Genomic DNA, 19,035 nt, shown 5'->3' with positions numbered 1-19,035 from the left:
AGCGACAGGAGGTGCCATGACCCGACTTGCCGCTTTATTCGCAATGTTATTGTCAATGACCGCCCCGCACGCGTGGGCGCAGGAGACCGATATGACAGAGGCCGTGATCCTTGACGGTCGGACCGCCGATCTGGCCGCGTTCAAGTGGACGCACCGCCCGCTGATCGTGTTCGCCGACAGCCCGTTTGACCCTGCCTTTGTGCAGCAGATGGAGCTGATCGAAGAAGAACTCGACGGTCTGGTCGAGCGGGACGTCATCGTTCTGGTCGACACCGACCCCGACGCCCGATCCGCCCTGCGCCAAGCGCTGCATCCGCGAGGCTTTGGCTTTGTGCTGATCGGCATGGACGGCGGCATCAAGCTGCGTAAACCGTCCCCGTGGACCGTGCGGGAAATCTCGCGGACGATCGACAAAATGCCGATGCGCCAGCGAGAAATGCGCGACAGCCGCTGATTACCCCGCGAGTTGCGCGATATGCCAGCGGCCAACGCCATGGCTTATTCGAACTCCATGATCACTTCGTCGACGGCAAGGCTGTCGCCCGCGCCCGCGTTGATCTTGGTGACGACCGACTTCTTCTCGGCCCGCAAGATGTTCTCCATCTTCATTGCCTCGATGGTGCAGAGCGCCTGCCCCTCTTGGACCTCGTCGCCAACTTCGACGTTCATCTTCACCAGAACGCCGGGCATCGGGCAGAGCAACATCTTCGAGGTATCGGGCGGCAGCTTCTCGGGCATCAAGGTTGCCAGTTCCGCCTGTCGGGGGCTGTAGACATGTACCTTCAGGTCCGCGCCGCGGCTGCGGATGCGGAAGCCGTTGGTGATCTTGCCCGTTTTCAGCACCAGCGGGCTGCCACCGACCGACAGTTTCGCCAGCTGATCACCTGGGGTCCAATCGCTTTCGACACGCAGGGTGGTGTCGTCGGCAAAGGTCACGTCCGAGCCCTTGGGGTCCGCAGCAACGGTCACAGCGAACTCTGCGCCACCCAGACGCACGACCCAGTCGTCACCGACCTTGCGCTCGTGGTTGTCCATGGTACCCGAAATTCGAGTGCGACGGATTTCGGCAACGCGGTTCATGGCAGCACAGGCCGCTGCGATGCGCTGCAAATCCGCTTCGGGCAGATCGACGCCAGCGAAACCCTCGGGGTATTCTTCGGCGATGAACGCGGTGGTGATATCGCCGCTGACAAATTTCTCGTGGTCCATCACAGCCGCTAGGAACGGCAGGTTGTGACCGATGCCTTCTACCTCGAAGCTGTCCAGCGCGACGCGCATCTCTTCGATGGCTTCCAGACGAGTCGGCGCCCATGTGCACAGCTTTGCAATCATGGGGTCGTAGTACATGCTGATCTCGCCGCCCTCATAGACGCCGGTGTCGTTTCGGACAGCGCGTGTGTCTTCGGCGATCTCGGCGGGGGGACGGTAGCGGGTCAGACGGCCAATCGACGGCAGGAAGTTCCGATAGGGATCTTCTGCGTAGAGGCGGCTCTCCATCGCCCAACCGTTCAGGGCGATGTCTTCCTGCTTCAGCGACAGCTCTTCGCCGTTCGCCACGCGGATCATTTGCTCCACAAGGTCGACACCGGTGATCAGCTCGGTCACAGGATGTTCCACCTGCAGACGAGTGTTCATTTCGAGGAAGTAGAAATTCTTGTCGCCATCAACGATGAATTCTACGGTACCTGCGCTGGCGTAGCCCACGGCTTTGGCCAATGCGCAAGCCTGCTCACCCATCGCTTTGCGGGTGGTTTCGTCCAGGAAAGGCGACGGCGCTTCTTCGATGACCTTCTGGTTACGGCGTTGAATCGAACACTCGCGTTCACCAAGGTAGATGCAGTTGCCGTGCTTGTCGGCGAGCACCTGAATTTCGATGTGGCGCGGCTGAGTGACGAATTTCTCGATGAAAATACGGTCGTCGCCAAAGCTGTTGGCCGCCTCGTTCTTGGAGGACTGGAAGCCTTCGCGGGCCTCTTCATCGTTCCAAGCGATCCGCATCCCCTTACCGCCGCCGCCAGCGGAAGCTTTGATCATGACGGGGTAACCGATGTCGTTGCTGATTTTCACAGCTTCTTCGGCGTCCTCAATCAGCCCCATATAGCCGGGAACGGTTGAAACGCCCGCTTCCTGAGCGATTTTCTTCGAGGTGATCTTGTCGCCCATCGACTCGATCGCACCTTTGGGCGGGCCAACGAACGCGACGCCTTCGGCTTCCAGAGCCTCGGCGAATTTGGAGTTTTCCGACAGGAAGCCATAACCGGGATGCACACCATTGGCGCCAGTCTGACGGATCGCATCCATCACCTTGTCGATAACGATGTACGACTGGTTCGCGGGCGGAGGACCGATGTGGACCGCCTCATCTGCCATGCTCACATGCAGAGCGTTCTTGTCTGCGTCCGAATAGATGGCCACCGTTTTGATGCCCATCTTCTGCGCCGTCTTGATCACGCGGCATGCGATCTCGCCACGGTTGGCAATGAGGATCTTGTCGATCATTTGTCTCCGTCCCTTTCGTCTTATCAGAGTGTGCCTCGGCCGGTCATCCCGGCCGTTGGGCAAAAGAAAAGGCCACCGGACAGACGAGGTCCGGTGGCCAAAAAGCCATAAGAATGGATAAGCGCGTTGCCGCGCGGCTGCTTAGTTACAGCGCGAGGGGTAAGTGCGGCAGTACGCGACGTTGCCTGCGCCACCGACGACGGCACCAGTGACCATGTCACCACCGGTGACAGCACCTGCTGCTGCGCCTGCGCCTGCACCCAGCAGAGCCTGCTCGCCAAGCGTGTCACCACACGCGGCCAGACCAAGCAGAGCAACCGAAGCAACGATCCAAGTTTTCTTAAGCATTGTGCAATCCTTTCAACAATCCCGTGTCCACCCACACGGGTGCGACGTTCTGATGTGTAAGCAACGTCACCCCCCTGCACCTGGTTCCCACGCCCGTTAGAAGCAGACCACACGAAACCGTGAGGCAATCCGAAAAAATGCGCGCTCAGGCCTGTAGAGCCCAGCGCGCAAGTCGGGGAAGGGGTCTCGGTAAGAGACATCGTCCGCCGCGCAATGCGCGACTTACACAGCCCTAGATTGGCTGCTTCGCCCGTGCTTGCAAGCATGGCGGCGGGCGCACGAAAAACGTGCGCCGAAATCCGCTTAACTGCCTGTATGCACTGGGCAAAGCTTAGCCGACCCATTCCGAACTCCCGTTGAAGATCTGAGGAAAGGACCGCTCTGCTTCGTCCATGTCGATGCGCAGCAGTGCGCCGTAATTCGCGGGATCAAAGGGCTCTTCTGCCGGCACGACTTCGCGCTCGAACAGCCAGTTCAGGCGTCCGGCATCAAGGTTGCCCCGCTCAAAGGTCTCTTCGCCAAAGTGAAGCCAGAGTGCGGCAAGGAAGCATTCGTCAGCTCTCTTGTCCGCAGGCTTGCGGTCAGGAAAACGGCGAATCGCCTTGATCGGCGTCACTCCGCGCGGGTTCGCGCGGCGAATTACGAATTGATAATCAGTTCCGGGCATACGGCCCGGGAAGCCACGATGTTTCAGCATACAAGCCCCCTTTGGGTGTAGGGGCGATGGTCGCGGCCTGTGAAAGCGGGCCCGACGGCCCGCCCCGGTTTCGTCAGAGTACGGTTACTTGTACTTGCCGGTGTAAGTGGGTTCCACCGAAATGGGTTCGGGCTGAACGACCACGAATTCTTCTTCTGCGGGCTTCTTCGCGCAGCCTGCAACCGATGCAACAACTGCGAGCGCAGCAAAGGTGATGACGACTTTCGACATGCGTGTCTCCTGTATGTACTTGTATTGTTATCTGCCGGGACGGACCCTTGGCCCTTCCCCGACCACTGCTTCGAGGTATGGGGGTCTTGGGATACTCCCAGCGCAACGATAACGCGAATCTCTACCGATTGATACGGGGCAGATTCTGCATGTTCAGCCTGTGGCTCAAAATCACCATAAGCCTGTGTACAAAGGGGAAAACGGTTCAGAGAGGCTCTCATTAATAGACCTCCCAGATGCACGCACCCTGATCGATTCGAAAGCTCTCGACGAACTGCACCGCGTCAGGTGCAGCCTCGCCAAAGGGAATGGGCCGGTCTGCGTAGCTCAGGACAATCATCGCAGGATGGGCGCCCCGAGAATCAAGCTCGGGCAAGGCATAGCCCGCGCAGATTGCGGGAAAGTCCCCGGCGACCCGATCGAAGTCCTCTTGCTTGAGATCCGGTGCCACAAAACGGTATCGGGCCCAGATCTGACCATCGGGCTGATCCTCAAGAATCAGCTCGTACAAAGTCAGATCCAGGCCCGAGGGCACGGCGGGGGCCCCCTCCTGCCCCCGAACCGTGGTCGCCACTGCCAGGAGGGCGACGAAACTGTAGCTTACAAGACGAGTCATCACTTTGCCCGCCCTGCGTGCATGATCCAACGTGCACGGCGTTTCGGATCATGAAGAATTTGTGAAACTAAACCCTGAACATAGGCTAAAGGCAAGCTTCCTTGAACAGCGCCCCCTGCACGAATGTACATTTGGTTGCCATCCTTAACGATCTCTACCACAGGGAGAAATCCGCGCAACCCTTGTAATGCGCGCCACATGTCCTGCCGCACCTGATGGGCGAGCCGGACAGGGTGACACGCCGGCACTGTCGCTGCGACCGCAAAGTCGAAACGGGCGGGAAGTTGGCGAGACAAAGTGATGCCCCCCTGCCCGTCCTTGACGATATGCCAGCGTGTTTTTGCCATTTGAATGGTTATCCAGCCTTAGAGAGGAATGTTGTCGTGCTTCTTCCACGGCATGCTGCGCTTCTTCTGGCGCAGCGCCGCAAAGGCGCGGGACACACGGCGGCGGGTGCTGTGCGGCATGATCACTTCGTCGATGAACCCACGCTCTGCCGCGACAAAGGGATTCGCGAATCGCTCTTCGTATTCTGCGGTGCGGGCTGCGATCTTTTCGGGATCTCCCAACTCGCTGCGATACAGAATTTCGGTCGCGCCCTTGGCGCCCATCACCGCGATTTCCGCGGTCGGCCATGCGTAGTTGAAGTCCGAGCGCAGGTGCTTGGACGCCATAACGTCATACGCGCCGCCGTACGCCTTGCGGGTGATCACGGTCACTTTGGGAACGGTCGCTTCGCCGTAAGCAAACAGCAGCTTCGCACCGTGCTTGATAACACCGTTATATTCTTGGCTGGTACCGGGCAGGAAGCCAGGAACGTCGACCAGAGTCAGGATCGGGATTTCGAAGCAGTCGCAGAAGCGCACAAAACGCGCGGCCTTGCGGCTGGAGTCGATGTCCAGACAGCCCGCCAGAACCATCGGCTGGTTCGCAACAACACCAACGGTCTGACCCTCAAGGCGGATGAAGCCGGTGATCATGTTCTTGGCGTATTCGGCCTGAATTTCGTAGAAATCACCCTCGTCCGCGATCTTGTTGATCAGCTCTTTCATATCGTAGGGCGTGTTCGCGTTCTCGGGGATCAGCGTATCAAGGCTGTTCTCCACACGGTCCGGCGCGTCAAAGAACGGACGCACAGGGGCCTTTTCACGGTTAGACAGCGGCAGGAAGTCCACCAGACGGCGCACTTCGGTCAAAGCCTCGACATCGTTCTCGAACGCGCCATCAGCGACCGAGCTTTTTTTGGTGTGCGTGATCGCGCCACCCAGTTCCTCGGCGGTAACCTGTTCGTTGGTCACGGTTTTCACCACATCAGGACCGGTCACAAACATGTAGGAGCTGTCCTTCACCATAAAGATGAAGTCGGTCATCGCAGGCGAGTACACCGCGCCACCGGCACAGGGGCCCATGATCACACTGATCTGCGGGATCACGCCCGACGCTTCGATGTTGCGCTGGAACACTTCGGCATAACCGGCCAGCGAGGCAACGCCCTCTTGGATACGCGCGCCGCCAGAGTCGTTGATGCCGATCACAGGCGCGCCATTCTGCATCGCCATATCCATGATCTTGCAGATCTTCTGCGCGTGGGTTTCCGACAACGAACCACCAAACACGGTGAAGTCCTGAGAGAACACATAGACCATGCGGCCGTTGATGGTGCCCCAACCGGTGACAACGCCGTCGCCATAGGGACGGTTTTCCTGCATCCCGAATTCGGTGCAGCGGTGCGCCACGAACATGTCGAACTCTTCAAAGCTGTCTTCGTCCAGCAGCAATTCGATGCGCTCGCGTGCTGTCAGCTTGCCTTTGGCGTGCTGCGAGTCGATGCGTTTCTGACCGCCACCGGCACGCGCCAGTTCGCGACGATCTTCGAGTTCTTGCAGGATATCTTTCATCTGTGCCCTCCGCTTTGACGCGACCATAGGGTGCGTTTCTGCGCCCGCAAAGCAATCATTGGCAAATTTGCAAATTCCTCGCAGCAACTCCGATTGAAAATGCAAATCTGCTAAATCACTAATCGGAATTGGACATCAGAGCCCCCGACCCCGTAGCGTCAGGCCTACGTCCAGATCCGAGATGGCTTTTAAAATGCTCAACAAGAATACTGCGCCGCACATCGCGACCTTGATTATGCTCGCAGGACTCGCCGCCCTTTCGATGAACATTTTTCTACCATCGCTGCCGGGGATGACGACGTATTTTCAGACGAACTACCGGCTGATGCAGCTATCCGTCGCACTCTATTTAGGCGTGAATGCGGTGCTGCAGCTGTTTATCGGGCCGATCGCGGACCGCTATGGGCGCAGACCGGTTCTGCTTTGGGGAATTGCGCTGTTTTTGGTGGCCACTCTGGGCTGTCTGTTCGCGCCAACTGCCGGACTTTTCTTGGTATTCAGGATGAGCCAAGCCGTCATCGTCACTGGCATGGTCCTGTCCCGCGCCATCGTCCGCGACGTCCATGACCAAGACTCTGCGGCCAGTATGATCGGGTATGTGACCATGGGCATGGCCTTGGTCCCGATGATCAGCCCCGCCATTGGCGGCGTGCTAGATGCGGCCTTTGGGTGGAAGGCAAACTTCTGGGGACTGTTCCTACTGGGCTGCGTGATGCTCTGGCTCACATGGGCCGACTTGGGGGAGACTGGCCGCCCGCGCGACATCTCGCTCTTTCGCCAATTCGGAGAGTATCCCGTACTCCTGACCTCGCGCCGGTTTTGGGCATATGCGCTGGCTGCGGCGGCTGCCTCGGGGGCCTTCTTTGCTTATCTCGGCGGCGCACCCTTTGTGGGCAGCGAAATCTACAAGCTCCCGCCCGAGACTTTGGGCTTCTACTTTAGTGCCCCTGCCATCGGCTATTTCGCCGGAAACTTCATGTCAGGCAAGTTTTCGCGCCGTTGGGGAATCAACCGGATGATTCTGTGGGGATCGGTCGTGAATGCTGTGGGCGTCGGGATTTCCCTGCTCATCCACCTGAGCGGTGCTGGCTCTGTCTTGGTGTTCTTTGGTTTCATGACAGCCGTGGGCTTTGGCAACGGAATGGTGATTCCTAACGCCACCTCGGGCTCCTTGTCTGTGGTCCCGCATCTTGCGGGCACAGCGTCCGGTTTAGGCGGTGCGATCATGATCGGGGGCGGCGCGGCATTGTCGGCCCTTGCCGGATCGCTCCTGACGCTCGAAACCGGTGCAGTGCCACTTTTACTGATCATGTTCGCCAGCGCGGTGGCCGCGATTCTGGCCATCTTCTACGTCTACCACCGAGAGCGACAACTGGTCCGTTGAGGCTGTAATTTGCAAATGGTATGATCTGCATTAGCAAACCCGCAAAGGCACCCAGATGGCACCCCAGAAACTCTATGCAGGCGTGAAACTGCGCGAACTGCGCTCGCGGCTTGGCCTGACCCAGAAGGAATTCGCCGCCAAGCTTGGCGTCTCCCTGCCCTATCTGAACCAGATGGAGAACAACAATCGCCCCGTCAGTACCTCGGTCGTGTTGGCTCTGGCGTCGGAGTTCGGGTTCGATGTGACAGAGCTATCAGCGGGCGACAGCGAGCGGCTCGTGTCTGACATGCGTGAAGCCCTTGCAGACCCAGTGTTCACTGACCAACCGCCGCCTTTGGCCGACCTACGACTGGCAGCCAGCAACGCCCCTGCGCTGGCACGCGCCTTCCTGCATTTACATCGCGCCTATCGGCAATCCCACGAACGACTGGCTTCCTTGGACGAAGCCTTGGGCCGCGAGGATGCCCGCGTACAGCCCTCGCCTTGGGAAGAGGTGCGCGACTTCTTCCACTACTGCGACAACTACATCGACGCGGTCGACCGCGCCGCCGAACACTTTGCCGAGAAGTTCGCAGGCCCTATGGGCGCAGAGCACGCCCTGAATGACAACGGCATTACCCTGCGTTTGACCGAAGGCGCGCGCCTGCGCCATTTCGATTCCGAAAACATGGTGCTGTCGATTTCGAACCGCGCTGCGCCCGAGACGCGTCGCTTCCAGATCCTGCTGCAACTCGCGCTGATCACCCAGAACAAGCTGCTGGACGCCACGCTCGACCTCGCCCGCTTCCACTCGAACGAAGCACGATCCATCGCCAAGATCGGCCTCGCCAACTATTTCGCGGGCGCGGCGCTCATGCCCTACACCCGCTTTCTCGAGGCAGCGAAGAAATACCGGCATGACCTAGAACTTCTGGCCACCCGTTTCGGCGCGTCGATCGAACAGGTCGCGCATCGCCTCTCGACCCTCCAGCGGCCGGGAAACAAGGGCATCCCCTTCTTCTTCGTTCGCGTAGACCAAGCTGGCACGATCACCAAACGCCATTCGGCCACACGCTTGCAATTCGCTCGCTTCGGCGGCGCCTGCCCCCTCTGGAACGTGCACCGCGCCTTCGAAACGCCCGCGCAGTTCCTGCGCCAGCTGGCCGAAACGCCCGATGGCGTGCGTTATCTCTGCCTTGCGCGCGACGTGTCAAAACCGGGGGGTGCATTCGGAGCGCCGACCCGTCGTTACGCGATTTGTCTTGGGTGCGAGGTCCGCCACGCTGGTGATCTGGTCTATGCGGACAGCTTGGACGTGACCAATTCAGCGGCCTTCGAACCCATCGGCATATCCTGCCGCATTTGCGAGCGCACGGATTGCCATCAACGCTCCGTCCCACCGCTGGAGCGTCGCCTGACCATCACCCCCGACGAGCGCGGCGTGCTGCCCTACCGCGTAGACAAATAAAAAGGGCCGGAGCGCCCCCTCCGGCACTCCGACCCCAAGTTCTCTAGCAGCGTTATTCAGGCAGAAACTGCCGACAGCGCCGACCAGATCTGGTCCTTGAGCAGAGAACGTTCCTTGCGCAGTTGTTCTTCGGCCAGCTGCTCCATGGGTTGGACGTTGCTTTCAGCCAGATACACACGCTGGTTCACCTCGTTATAGGTGTCGACCAGCTTGGCAAAGTGAGCGTCCTCGGCCTTTAGGCGCGCGATCGCGTCAACATGCTGCGGGAATTCTTCTGTCAGCTGGTGCGGTGTGTGAGACATTCTCGGCTCCTTACTCTTGAAGTTCACAGTCAGAGTAACCGCACAGAAAAAAGGCGACTTTGATACGCATCAAACTCGCCTCTTTCTTTGCTTTATCGCTGGGACGTTTGCCAGTCGGGGTTGATCCACGGCTCGCTTTCATCCCGCGACAGCTTGCGGCCCAGAATGTGGTCCGCAGCCTTTTCGCCGGTCATGATCGACGGGCCATTCAGGTTACCGTTGGTGATTTGCGGAAAGATCGAGCTGTCCGCGACACGCAAACCATCCACTCCAATCACGCGACACTCTTCGTCAACGACAGCCATCGGATCATTGCGGTCGCCCATCTTGCAGGTGCCGCAGGGATGATAGGCGCTTTCGACGTGCTCGCTGATGAAGGCGTTCAATTCTTCGTCGCTTTGTACGTCCGCACCCGGCTGGATCTCGTGTTTGTAGTAGGGTTTGAACGCGTCCTGCTCAAAGATTTCACGGGTCAGGCGGATACAGGTGCGGAAATCTTCCCAATCCTGTTCGCTGGACATGTAGTTGAACAGGATTTTAGGCGCGGCTTTGGGGTCGCTCGACGCCAGCGTGACATGCCCGCGCGAGGGGCTGCGCATGGGGCCGACATGAGCTTGGAACCCGTGCCCTTCGGCGGCGGCTTGGCCATCGTAGCGCACTGCGATGGGCAGGAAGTGGTACTGGATGTCGGGATATTCCACCCCAGCTTTGGACCGGATGAACGCGGCGCTTTCAAACTGGTTCGACGCCCCCAGACCCTTTTTGGTGAACAGCCACTGGGCCCCGATCAGCGCCTTGCCCCAGAGGTTCCAGTACTTGAACAGTGTGATCGGCTGCTTGCACGCGACCTGAAGATACAGCTCTAGGTGATCCTGCAAGTTTTGCCCCACACCGGGGCGATCCGCGATGACGTCAATCCCGTGCTCGGCCAGATGTTCAGCGGGGCCGATGCCGGACAGCATCAGCAGCTTGGGCGAATTGATCGAAGATGCCGAGATGATGACCTCGTTGGTGGCCTTGATGATCTGCTTGTCGCCACCTTTCTCGATTTCAATTCCGCGGGCCCGCCCCTCTTCGATGACGATGCGGCAAGCCAGCCCGCGCACGACCTCGACTTTGCCGGTCTTGATCGCGGGCTTCAGATAGGCATTCGCGGCAGACCAGCGTCGGCCCTTGTAGACCGTCTGTTCCATCGGGCCAAAGCCCTCTTGCTGCTCGCCGTTGTAATCGCCTGTGACCGGATAGCCAGCTTGCTTGCCCGCCTGAACAAAGGCGTCAAACAGCGGGTTTTCGCGGGCACCGCGCGTCACGTGCAGCGGGCCGTCCTTGCCGCGCCATTCCTTGTCGCCACCATGGCCGCCGTCGTCCCACTGCTCCATCCGCTTGAAGTACGGCAGGACGTCCGCATAGCTCCAACCGCGTGCGCCCGATTGGGCCCAATGGTCGTAGTCGCGCGCGTGACCACGCACATATACCATCCCGTTGATCGAGGACGATCCGCCGACCACTTTGCCACGCGGAGTCGCCAGACGGCGTCCGCCCAGATGGGGTTCGGGCTCTGACTGGAAGCCCCAGTCATAAATCGGCATGTTCATCGGGTAGCTCAGAGCGGCGGGCATCTGAATGAACGGGCCTGCATCCGTACCACCATGCTCGATGACGATCACGGATTTCCCCGCCTCTGCCAGACGATAGGCAATGGCACAACCGGCGCTGCCCGCGCCTACGATGACGTAATCGGCTTGCATCGGGGCCTCCTTAGAACGGCGCTTCGGTGTCACCCATGGCGACGTAAACAGTTTTCAACTCGGAATAATGCTCGATCGCAGCACGACCGTTTTCTCGGCCCACCCCGGACATCTTCGAGCCACCAAAAGGCACTTCGACCGGCGTCAGGTTGTAGGTGTTGATCCAAGTCGTACCTGCTTCGAACGCGGCGGCGACACGGTGGCCGCGCGACAGATCGTTGGTGAACACGCCTGCAGCCAGACCAAATTCGGTCGCATTGGCGCGGGTGATCGCCTCTTCCTCGGTCTCGAAGTCCAGAACAGACATGACGGGGCCAAAGATCTCTTCCTTGGCGATGGTCATGTCGTCGGTGACGTCGGCGTAAACGGTCGGTTCCATCCAATAGCCAGGGCCGTCCAGACGTTTGCCGCCTGCAATCAGACGCGCACCTTCCGCCTGTGCTTTCGCCTGATAGCCTTCGACGATGCTGATCTGCTGTTCGCTGACCATAGGGCCAAAGTTGACCTCTTCGTCCATCGGATCGCCCATCTTCACGCCCTTCAGCCGTTCGGCCAGACGCGACAGGAACGCCTCTTTGATGCCCTTTTGGACGAAAACGCGGGTGCCATTCGAGCAAATCTGACCAGAGCTATAGAAATTCGCGTTGATCGCTGCGCTTACGGCATTCTCGATATTGGCGTCGTCAAAAATGACCAGCGGGGACTTTCCGCCAAGCTCCATGGTTACGTGGCGCAGGCCCTCGGCGGCGGCGGCGTAAACCTTGCGGCCTGTCGGAACCGAACCGGTCAGCGACACCTTGGCCACATCGGGGTGCGTGACCAAGCGCGAGCCGACAGCGCCCTTGCCTTGCACGACATTAAAGACGCCCGCAGGGGCGCCCGCTTCGATCAGGATCTCCGCCAGTTTCAACGCCGACAATGGCGTGGTTTCCGACGGCTTAAAGACCATGGTGTTGCCGCACGCCAGCGCAGGCGCGGCCTTCCAGCTGGCGATCTGAATCGGGTAGTTCCATGCACCTATACCAACGCAAACCCCCAAAGCCTCGCGGCGGGTATAGCAGAAATCATCCCCAAGCTGGATGTGTTCACCGCCCAAAGAGGCAGCTAATCCGCCAAAGTATTCAAGAGCCTCTGCCCCGCTGGCAGCGTCTGCGACCAGCGTTTCCTGCAGGGGTTTACCGGTGTCCATGGTTTCAATCTCGGACAGCTCGCGGTTACGCTCGCGCATGATATCGGCGGCGCGGCGCAGAATGCGGCCGCGTTCGACGCCAGACATGGCGGCCCAAGTGGGCTGTGCGGCTTTGGCTGCGGCAACCGCTTGATCCACCAGCGCATCGTCGGCAAGTTTCAGTGTCGCGACAGCTTCGCCGGTGTAGGGGTAGATAACGGGCAGATCCTCGGTGCCACCTTCGACATATTCACCGTTGATGAAATGGCTGGCGGTCGGCTTTACGTCGATCGTCATTCGGAGCGTTCCTTCTGTGCAATCAGGCTGAGTGTGGCCGCAGGGCGCTGTGCCCCGCAGCGAGCCAATTCGTTTTCAAGTGTGCCGAGAACCAATTCCGACGCGGTGGCCGGATTTGCGGGTTCGTTTCGCAAGCTTTGCCGCAGGTAGACACCATCGATCAGCGCCTCGATACGGCGGGCAATGATGACCGCCTCGTCCCCGACCAAGGGGCGCAGGTCGTGTACCAAGTTGGAATGGAGACGGTGGTAATAGACCGTCAGCAGGCGCCGCGCTTCTTCGACATTCTGGGCCAACACGTAGAAGTTCATCCACGCGCTCACCACTTCCTCGCGGAAGTTCGAGGGGGCGAAGTTCGCATCGACCAAGGCGCGCAAGCGTTCCTCGTGGGTCTTGGCCTTTTTCAGGCGGCGCCGCACCTCGAGCCCGTATTGGGACAGAATGTGCCGCATGGCCGCCATGAAAATCTGCGTTTTGCCGCCAAAGTAATGGTGGGCCAGCGCGCTGGACATACCTGCGCGTTTGGCGATCTGACTGACCGTCACGTCCAGAGTCCCCGCCCGACCAATCTCGTGGATCGTGGCTTCGACAAGCGCTTTGCGGCGCACCGGTTCCATTCCGACTTTGGGCATAGCTTTCCTCTCGGCTTGGCCCTTAGTAAGTAGTTTTTTTATTGACTAGTCAATCAACAAAAATGGAAAACCGCGCGAGATCTCGTGTGTCGGTGCGCCGGACACGGACGAAGTGACCAAAAATTATTCAGGAAAATCAATCGGGCCTGCGACCATCTGTCAGCGCGAGCCCGTTCTGGCTCAGCGCTTGGGCATGTGCAAAAGCGTCCAATGATGGACATAGCCAACCTCGACCCCACCTTCGGCGATCCGGTCTGCAATTGCGTCTTGCTCGGTACGTGGGCAGCCGACCAGCAGCTTGGAGTCGTCGTAGAAATCGCGCGACACCAGATTGTAGCCGATCTCTTTGCAGATGCTATTCTGGAAAGGATAGGGCCGGATCTCCTTGAGGCCCGATTGCCATGGCGGAGAATAGTACCCCATCACTGCCTTTTCTTCGTGGTTGGTAGAGCTACACCCTGCGGCGAGCAGGGCAAACGCCAGCGCCTTTGTGCCTGTATTCATGGAATCGTCCTGTGGTCGTCTGTGCTGCCGGATCGACTCATTCTAACCGAACCGCTCGCACGTACAGGCACAATTTGGTGAACAGGCTCAGAACCGCATAGTGGCACCAAACACGCGCTTTGTCGGCTTTCGAACGTTCAGGCCGAAAGACGCCAACATTCCGCCGGCTTATCTAGCGGCAGTCGACCCCGTCCTCTCGGGCGGGGCCATAACATTGCGCCCAATCGCAGCCCTAAATCAGAAAGACCCACCGGGCGTGCCAGGAAAGCGAACAACGACATCTTCGTCGCGGGCAATGAACTGGCAGGCCAGACGGTAGCGCGGCGGCGTGTCATTGACTTCGGCGTTCTGAATTTCCGCGTCTGACAGCTTTTGCAGCTCTTTCAGGCGTGCCTTCTCCTTTTCTGTCAAAGCCATGCTCATACGGGGCTTTTCTTCCAGCGACTTCACCTCGATCAGGCAGGACCCACAGTTGCCATCGCCACACTCGAAGGGGATCGGAATGCTAAATTCCTTTGCGAGGGCAAGGATAGTGCGTGTATTGCCAGCGACGGCATAGACGGTCTTGTCACGGGTCATAATGGGGGATTGAAAGGTAATATTGGCCATAATCGTTCTCCTGAGGATGCGCGTTCACACAGATCGCAGCAACCCATGGGCCATCGGCTAGAACAGCGCGCGAAAGACCGACGAAGCACACGAGCGTCGTGCAAACTCAGGCGGAAAATTGCGGTTTCGCACGAACTGCGGCGGCATTGCGACTTGCTCTTGGTCCAGCATGGGCCTACGGACAGGCCATGAAACTAATGTTCCTCGGCGATGTTGTGGGCCGCGCAGGACGCGCAGCCATCCAAGAGCACCTGCCCCGCTTGAAAGAAGAGTGGGCGCTGGATTTTGTGGTCGTGAATGGTGAGAACACCTCGAACGGCATGGGCCTGAGCGCAGAGCACGCAAACCTGATCTTTCAGGCTGGCGCGGACTGCATCACCCTTGGCGATCACGCATTCGATCAGAAGGACATGCTCCAGCATATCGAGAGCGACAGCCGGATCATCCGCCCGATCAACTTTGCCAAGACCGCGCCGGGTCGCGGTTTCCGCATCTTTAACGCCCCGGGCGGGCGCAAGGTGCTGGTGGCGCAGATCCTTGGTCAGGTGTTTATGAAGCGCCCGTTTGATGATCCGTTCTCAGCGATTGACCAAGTGCTAAAGACGCACAAGTTGGGCGCAACCGTAAATGCTGCGATCGTGGACGTCCACGCCGAAGCAACCAGTGAAAAGATGGGCCTTGGGCACTGGATGGACGGCAAGGCCAGTCTTGTGGTCGGCACGCACACCCACGTCCCCACCGGCGACACCCAGATCATGTCCGGCGGCACAGCCTACATGACCGATGCAGGCATGTGCGGTGACTACAACAGTGTGATCGGCATGGACAAAGCAGAACCCCTGCGCCGATTCGTGACCGGCATGTCCAAGGGCCGCTATACCCCCGCCAATGGCGAGGCGACCTTGTCTGGCGTCTACGTCGAAACCGACGACCGCACGGGACTGGCAAAAACAGTGTGCATGGTGCGTCAGGGCGGACGACTTCAGGCTTCGGGACCAGTTGCGTCCTGAGAGGATGCCTAATGCGCTAACATTCTTCGTAGTTCAAAGCGATGTTCGAGCACAGCGTGCTTGCTCTATAGTTGCACATGCGAAAGAATGCCTCTGCTGTGCCCTAGGGAGCGGAGACTGATTTAAGTGTTTGCACTACCAGACGCCTATGAGGCGATCCTCGCGTTGATCATCGTGATCGGCATGTTCGTTCTGTTCATGCGCGAGACCTATCCCACTGAAGTTGTGGGCATTTGTGGCGCAGCGCTCATGATGGCCTTGGGGATTTTGCCTTATCAGGGGGCGCTCGAAATTTTGTCGAACCCGGCCCCGTGGACCATCGGCGCTCTGTTCATTGTAATGGGCGCTTTGGTGCGGACTGGGGCATTGGCGGCCTTTACCCAATTTGCCGATTTCAAGGCGAAGCAGAATCCCAAGCTGGCTTTGATGGGGTTGATGATCGCGGTTGTTGTCTTTTCGGCATTTGTTTCGAACACGCCAGTGGTCGTTGTGATGATTCCCGTGTTCATTCAGCTATCTCGCACGCTGAACATGATGCCTTCGCAGTTGCTGATTCCGCTGAGCTTCGCGACGATCCTAGGCGGTACGACCACCCTGATCGGGACCTCGACCAACCTGTTGGTGGACGGTGTCGCCCGCCATCAAGGAATGGAACCATTTACCATCTTCGAGGTCACACCTTTGGGCATCGTCCTCGTCGCATGGGGCGCGATCTACATGGTGTTTATCGGCAGCCGCCTGCTACCCAAGCGCGACAGCCTTGCTGGTATGGTCGGCAACCGCTCAAAAATGAAGTTCTTTACCGAGGTTGCGGTCCCCGAAGACAGTGCCCTGATTGGTCAGGATGTGGTGTCCATTGACCTGTTCAAGCGCGACGGTGTCCGCCTGATCGACGTACTTCGCGGGGACGCGTCGCTCCGCCGCGATCTAACGACTGTCGTCCTACAAGCGGGCGACCGCGTGGTTCTACGCACCGAGATGACCGAACTTCTCGGCCTACAGCAATCCAAAGACCTGAAGATGGTCGACAAGCTGTCCTCGGTTGAAACGCAGACTGTCGAAGTCCTGATCACCCCCGGATGCAAGATGGTTGGCCGCAGCCTAGGCTCTATGCGTCTGCGTCGTCGCTACGGCGTCTATCCCTTGGCCGTCCATCGCCGAAACCAGAACATCGGCCGCCAGTTAGACGATCTGGTGGTCCGCGTCGGTGACACGCTGCTGCTCGAGGGCTCTCCGGCGGACATCCAACGTCTCGCCCTCGACATGGAGCTGGTCGATATCGCGCAGCCGACCGAGCGAGCGTATCGCCGCAAGCAGGCTCCCATCGCGATCATCGCCCTGTTCGCGATCGTTTTTCTCTCCGCAATCGGTGTCGCGCCCATCCTCATGCTCTCGGTCTTTTCGGTGGCGATCGTGCTGGTCACGCGCTGCATTGATGCCGACGAGGCGTTCGAGTTTGTCGAAGGACGACTGCTCGCACTTATCTTCTCGATGCTCGCGATCGGAGCGGGCTTGCAGAACTCGGGCGCGGTCGACCTGATCGTGTCCGGCGTGGCCCCCGTGCTGGAAACCATGCCGCCGTTCATCATCATCTGGTCGATCTTCTTGCTGACCTCAGTGCTGACGGAGTTGGTGACCAACAACGCGGTGGCTGTGGTGGTGACGCCGATCGCCATCGGCCTTGGGGCAGCCATCGGCGCAGACCCGAGGCCGCTGGTTGTTGCGGTCATGGTTGCGGCGTCTGCCAGCTTCTCGACCCCGATTGGCTATCAGACCAACACGCTGGTTTACGGACCCGGCGGATACAAGTTCACCGACTTTATGCGCGTCGGCATTCCCTTGAACCTGAGCATCGGCTTGATCTCTGCGGCGCTTATTCCGATGATTTGGCCTCTTTATAACTAAGCTTGGCCAGATTTGTGCACACGGGGGCGCTTGCAGCCCACCGCGTGCCTACCTTATAGAGGCACAAAGCTGAGAATTAGGTAATCGGAGGCACCCATGGCCGGCCACTCTAAATGGGCTAACATCCAGCACCGCAAAGGTCGTCAGGACGCGGCTCGCTCCAAACTGTTTTCGAAACTCGCGAAAGAGATCACCGTCGCTGCAAAGATGGGTGACCCAGATCCGGACAAGAACCCGCGCCTGCGTTTGGCCGTGAAGGAAGCCAAGTCGAACTCTGTGCCCAAGGACGTGATCGACCGCGCCATCAAAAAATCGCAGGCGGGCGAAGGCGACGATTACGAAGAAATCCGCTACGAGGGATACGGTCCCAACGGCGTGGCCGTGATCGTCGAAGCGATGACCGACAACCGCAACCGCACCGCATCGACCGTGCGTTCGACCTTTAGCAAGAATGGCGGTAACTTGGGCGAAACCGGCTCTGTCGGCTTTATGTTCGAACGCAAGGGCGAGATCACCTATCCCGCGTCGGTCGGCGATGCTGACGACGTCATGATGGCCGCGATCGAAGCGGGCGCCGAAGACGTCGAGTCGTCCGAAGATGGTCACACCATCTACACAGCGGACACCGATCTGGCCGAAGTGTCGAACGCACTGGAAGCGGACCTTGGCGAGTCGGAATCCACGAAGCTGATCTGGAAGCCCACCACCACCTCCGAGCTGGATCTGGAAGGCATGCAGAAGCTGATGAAGCTGATTGACGCGCTCGAAGATGATGATGACGTGCAGCGCGTCACTACCAACTTTGAAGCCAGCGACGAGGTCATGGCGCAGCTCTGATCTGCTGTCATCTCTGCAAAGCATCAAGGGCGCGACCGGTCAAACCGGCGCGCCCTTTTGAGTATTTAAGGCAAAAAGAAGCAGTGGTGTTTTCTGCTGCAGGGATGGGGCTGCGTTTCTAGGGGCTTGCGCACGCACGGATTTCGGGTGTGATAGCGCTATGGAAGACACACGCGCACATCGTCCCGGTCGGGGCATTTTCTGGATGGTTCTGACCGGCTTCCAGTTCGTCGGGATGACGGCTCTGGTAAAATCACTGGGGACGGCGATCCCGGTCTATCAAAGCGCGTTTCTTCGGTTCGCTTTGGGGCTGGTGTTTTTTATCCCGTTGGTGCCGTCGCTGATGCGTGCTTTGCCTACCGGCCGACAAGTGCGGTTGATCGCGGCGCGCGGCGTCGCGCACACCATCGGCGTGTCTCTTTGGTTCTATGCGATGGTGCGCATTCCCTTGGCGGATGTCACTGCGCTGAATTACCTGAATCCAATTTACGTGACCTTGGGCGCGAGCCTGTTTCTAGGGGAACGGCTCGCGCTGCGCAGATTGATCGCGGTGGGGATTGCACTGCTTGGCGCGGTTGTCATTTTGCGGCCCGGGTTTCGAGAACTGGATCCAGGTCACATTGCGATGCTCGGAACATCGCTTGGGCTGGCCACGAGCTACTTGATCGCCAAGCAGCTGAGCACGCAGATGAATTCGGCGCATGTGGTGGCATGGCTTTCTATCGCAGTCACCATTGGTCTGATGCCGATGGCGGTGACCCATTGGGTGTGAACGGCGGAGCAATACTCGGCCACGGTAGCGACGGCATAGTGTTGTCGCGGGCGGCGTAAAAGTCGTCCACTTTTGCCCTTTCGGATTTCGGGAGGGCTTGGGGATATACACCGTGGACTTGTATTTGAAGG

20 protein-coding genes are annotated in these 19,035 nt (G+C 59.1%); 7 read left to right on the top strand and 13 right to left on the bottom strand.

Features of this window, described 5'->3' with window-relative positions; all coding sequences use genetic code 11:
• Positions 1-16: 16 nt before the first annotated feature.
• Positions 17-454, top strand: a complete 438-nt coding sequence (locus AB9K37_RS06430) for a DUF4174 domain-containing protein (RefSeq protein ID WP_369836159.1) — start codon at positions 17-19, stop codon at positions 452-454.
• Between the two features lie 44 nt (positions 455-498).
• On the opposite strand, the gene AB9K37_RS06425 is transcribed toward AB9K37_RS06430, so the two are convergent.
• The 7 genes from AB9K37_RS06425 to AB9K37_RS06395 form a co-directional block, all read right to left on the bottom strand.
• Positions 499-2,499: an acetyl-CoA carboxylase biotin carboxylase subunit gene (locus AB9K37_RS06425; RefSeq protein WP_369836158.1), complete on the bottom strand. Its 2,001-nt coding sequence runs from the start codon at positions 2,497-2,499 to the stop codon at positions 499-501.
• 141 nt (positions 2,500-2,640) lie between these two features.
• Complete coding sequence (locus AB9K37_RS06420; RefSeq protein ID WP_072707401.1) at positions 2,641-2,847, bottom strand: hypothetical protein; 207 nt, start codon at positions 2,845-2,847, stop codon at positions 2,641-2,643.
• 331 nt (positions 2,848-3,178) lie between these two features.
• A complete protein-coding gene (locus AB9K37_RS06415) occupies positions 3,179-3,544 on the bottom strand; it encodes a hypothetical protein (RefSeq protein ID WP_369836156.1) in 366 nt (121 codons plus the stop codon).
• Between the two features lie 84 nt (positions 3,545-3,628).
• Complete coding sequence (locus tag AB9K37_RS06410) at positions 3,629-3,775, bottom strand: hypothetical protein (protein ID WP_369836154.1); 147 nt, start codon at positions 3,773-3,775, stop codon at positions 3,629-3,631.
• A gap of 220 nt (positions 3,776-3,995) precedes the next feature.
• Positions 3,996-4,391 (bottom strand): DUF6497 family protein, encoded by a 396-nt coding sequence (locus AB9K37_RS06405; protein ID WP_369836152.1) that lies wholly within the window; start codon positions 4,389-4,391, stop codon positions 3,996-3,998.
• Positions 4,391-4,738 (bottom strand): hypothetical protein, encoded by a 348-nt coding sequence (locus tag AB9K37_RS06400; protein WP_369836150.1) that lies wholly within the window; start codon positions 4,736-4,738, stop codon positions 4,391-4,393. Before AB9K37_RS06400 ends, AB9K37_RS06405 begins: the two co-directional genes overlap by 1 nt.
• An 18-nt stretch (positions 4,739-4,756) precedes the next feature.
• Complete coding sequence (locus tag AB9K37_RS06395; protein ID WP_369836149.1) at positions 4,757-6,289, bottom strand: acyl-CoA carboxylase subunit beta; 1,533 nt, start codon at positions 6,287-6,289, stop codon at positions 4,757-4,759.
• Positions 6,290-6,482: 193 nt separating this feature from the next.
• Here AB9K37_RS06395 and AB9K37_RS06390 point away from each other — a divergent pair, with 193 nt between their 5' ends.
• Positions 6,483-7,673 (top strand): multidrug effflux MFS transporter, encoded by a 1,191-nt coding sequence (locus AB9K37_RS06390; protein ID WP_369836148.1) that lies wholly within the window; start codon positions 6,483-6,485, stop codon positions 7,671-7,673.
• 55 nt (positions 7,674-7,728) lie between these two features.
• On the top strand, positions 7,729-9,120 hold the full coding sequence (locus AB9K37_RS06385; RefSeq protein ID WP_369836146.1) for a short-chain fatty acyl-CoA regulator family protein: 1,392 nt from the start codon (positions 7,729-7,731) through the stop codon (positions 9,118-9,120).
• Positions 9,121-9,176: 56 nt separating this feature from the next.
• On the opposite strand, the gene AB9K37_RS06380 is transcribed toward AB9K37_RS06385, so the two are convergent.
• The 6 genes from AB9K37_RS06380 to AB9K37_RS06355 all read right to left on the bottom strand — a co-directional run bounded on the left by AB9K37_RS06380 (position 9,177) and on the right by AB9K37_RS06355 (position 14,380).
• Positions 9,177-9,422, bottom strand: coding sequence for a YdcH family protein (locus AB9K37_RS06380; RefSeq protein WP_072707416.1), 246 nt, complete (start codon positions 9,420-9,422; stop codon positions 9,177-9,179).
• Positions 9,423-9,514: 92 nt separating this feature from the next.
• On the bottom strand, positions 9,515-11,170 hold the full coding sequence (betA, locus tag AB9K37_RS06375) for a choline dehydrogenase (RefSeq protein ID WP_369836144.1): 1,656 nt from the start codon (positions 11,168-11,170) through the stop codon (positions 9,515-9,517).
• Between the two features lie 10 nt (positions 11,171-11,180).
• On the bottom strand, positions 11,181-12,635 hold the full coding sequence (gene betB / locus AB9K37_RS06370; RefSeq protein WP_369836142.1) for a betaine-aldehyde dehydrogenase: 1,455 nt from the start codon (positions 12,633-12,635) through the stop codon (positions 11,181-11,183).
• Positions 12,632-13,267 (bottom strand): transcriptional regulator BetI, encoded by a 636-nt coding sequence (gene betI, locus AB9K37_RS06365; protein WP_369836140.1) that lies wholly within the window; start codon positions 13,265-13,267, stop codon positions 12,632-12,634. The genes betB and betI overlap by 4 nt, the downstream gene beginning before the upstream one ends.
• A 180-nt stretch (positions 13,268-13,447) precedes the next feature.
• Positions 13,448-13,771, bottom strand: coding sequence for a hypothetical protein (locus AB9K37_RS06360; RefSeq protein WP_369836138.1), 324 nt, complete (start codon positions 13,769-13,771; stop codon positions 13,448-13,450).
• Between the two features lie 237 nt (positions 13,772-14,008).
• Positions 14,009-14,380: a 2Fe-2S iron-sulfur cluster binding domain-containing protein gene (locus AB9K37_RS06355; protein WP_176853544.1), complete on the bottom strand. Its 372-nt coding sequence runs from the start codon at positions 14,378-14,380 to the stop codon at positions 14,009-14,011.
• Positions 14,381-14,568: 188 nt separating this feature from the next.
• Between AB9K37_RS06355 and AB9K37_RS06350 the strand changes: the two genes are divergently transcribed.
• The 4 genes from AB9K37_RS06350 (at position 14,569) to AB9K37_RS06335 (ending at position 18,904) form a co-directional block, all read left to right on the top strand.
• Positions 14,569-15,390, top strand: coding sequence for a TIGR00282 family metallophosphoesterase (locus AB9K37_RS06350; RefSeq protein ID WP_369836137.1), 822 nt, complete (start codon positions 14,569-14,571; stop codon positions 15,388-15,390).
• A 183-nt stretch (positions 15,391-15,573) separates the two neighbouring features.
• Complete coding sequence (locus AB9K37_RS06345; protein WP_369836275.1) at positions 15,574-17,295, top strand: SLC13 family permease; 1,722 nt, start codon at positions 15,574-15,576, stop codon at positions 17,293-17,295.
• 96 nt (positions 17,296-17,391) lie between these two features.
• Positions 17,392-18,132, top strand: a complete 741-nt coding sequence (locus tag AB9K37_RS06340) for a YebC/PmpR family DNA-binding transcriptional regulator (protein ID WP_072707427.1) — start codon at positions 17,392-17,394, stop codon at positions 18,130-18,132.
• Positions 18,133-18,292: 160 nt separating this feature from the next.
• On the top strand, positions 18,293-18,904 hold the full coding sequence (locus AB9K37_RS06335; protein WP_369836135.1) for a DMT family transporter: 612 nt from the start codon (positions 18,293-18,295) through the stop codon (positions 18,902-18,904).
• Positions 18,905-19,035: the final 131 nt, after the last annotated feature.

The organism is Donghicola sp. XS_ASV15, assembly GCF_041224595.1.
In the GTDB taxonomy this organism is placed as follows: domain Bacteria; phylum Pseudomonadota; class Alphaproteobacteria; order Rhodobacterales; family Rhodobacteraceae; genus Donghicola.
This window is presented reverse-complemented; position numbering and strand designations above follow the sequence as displayed.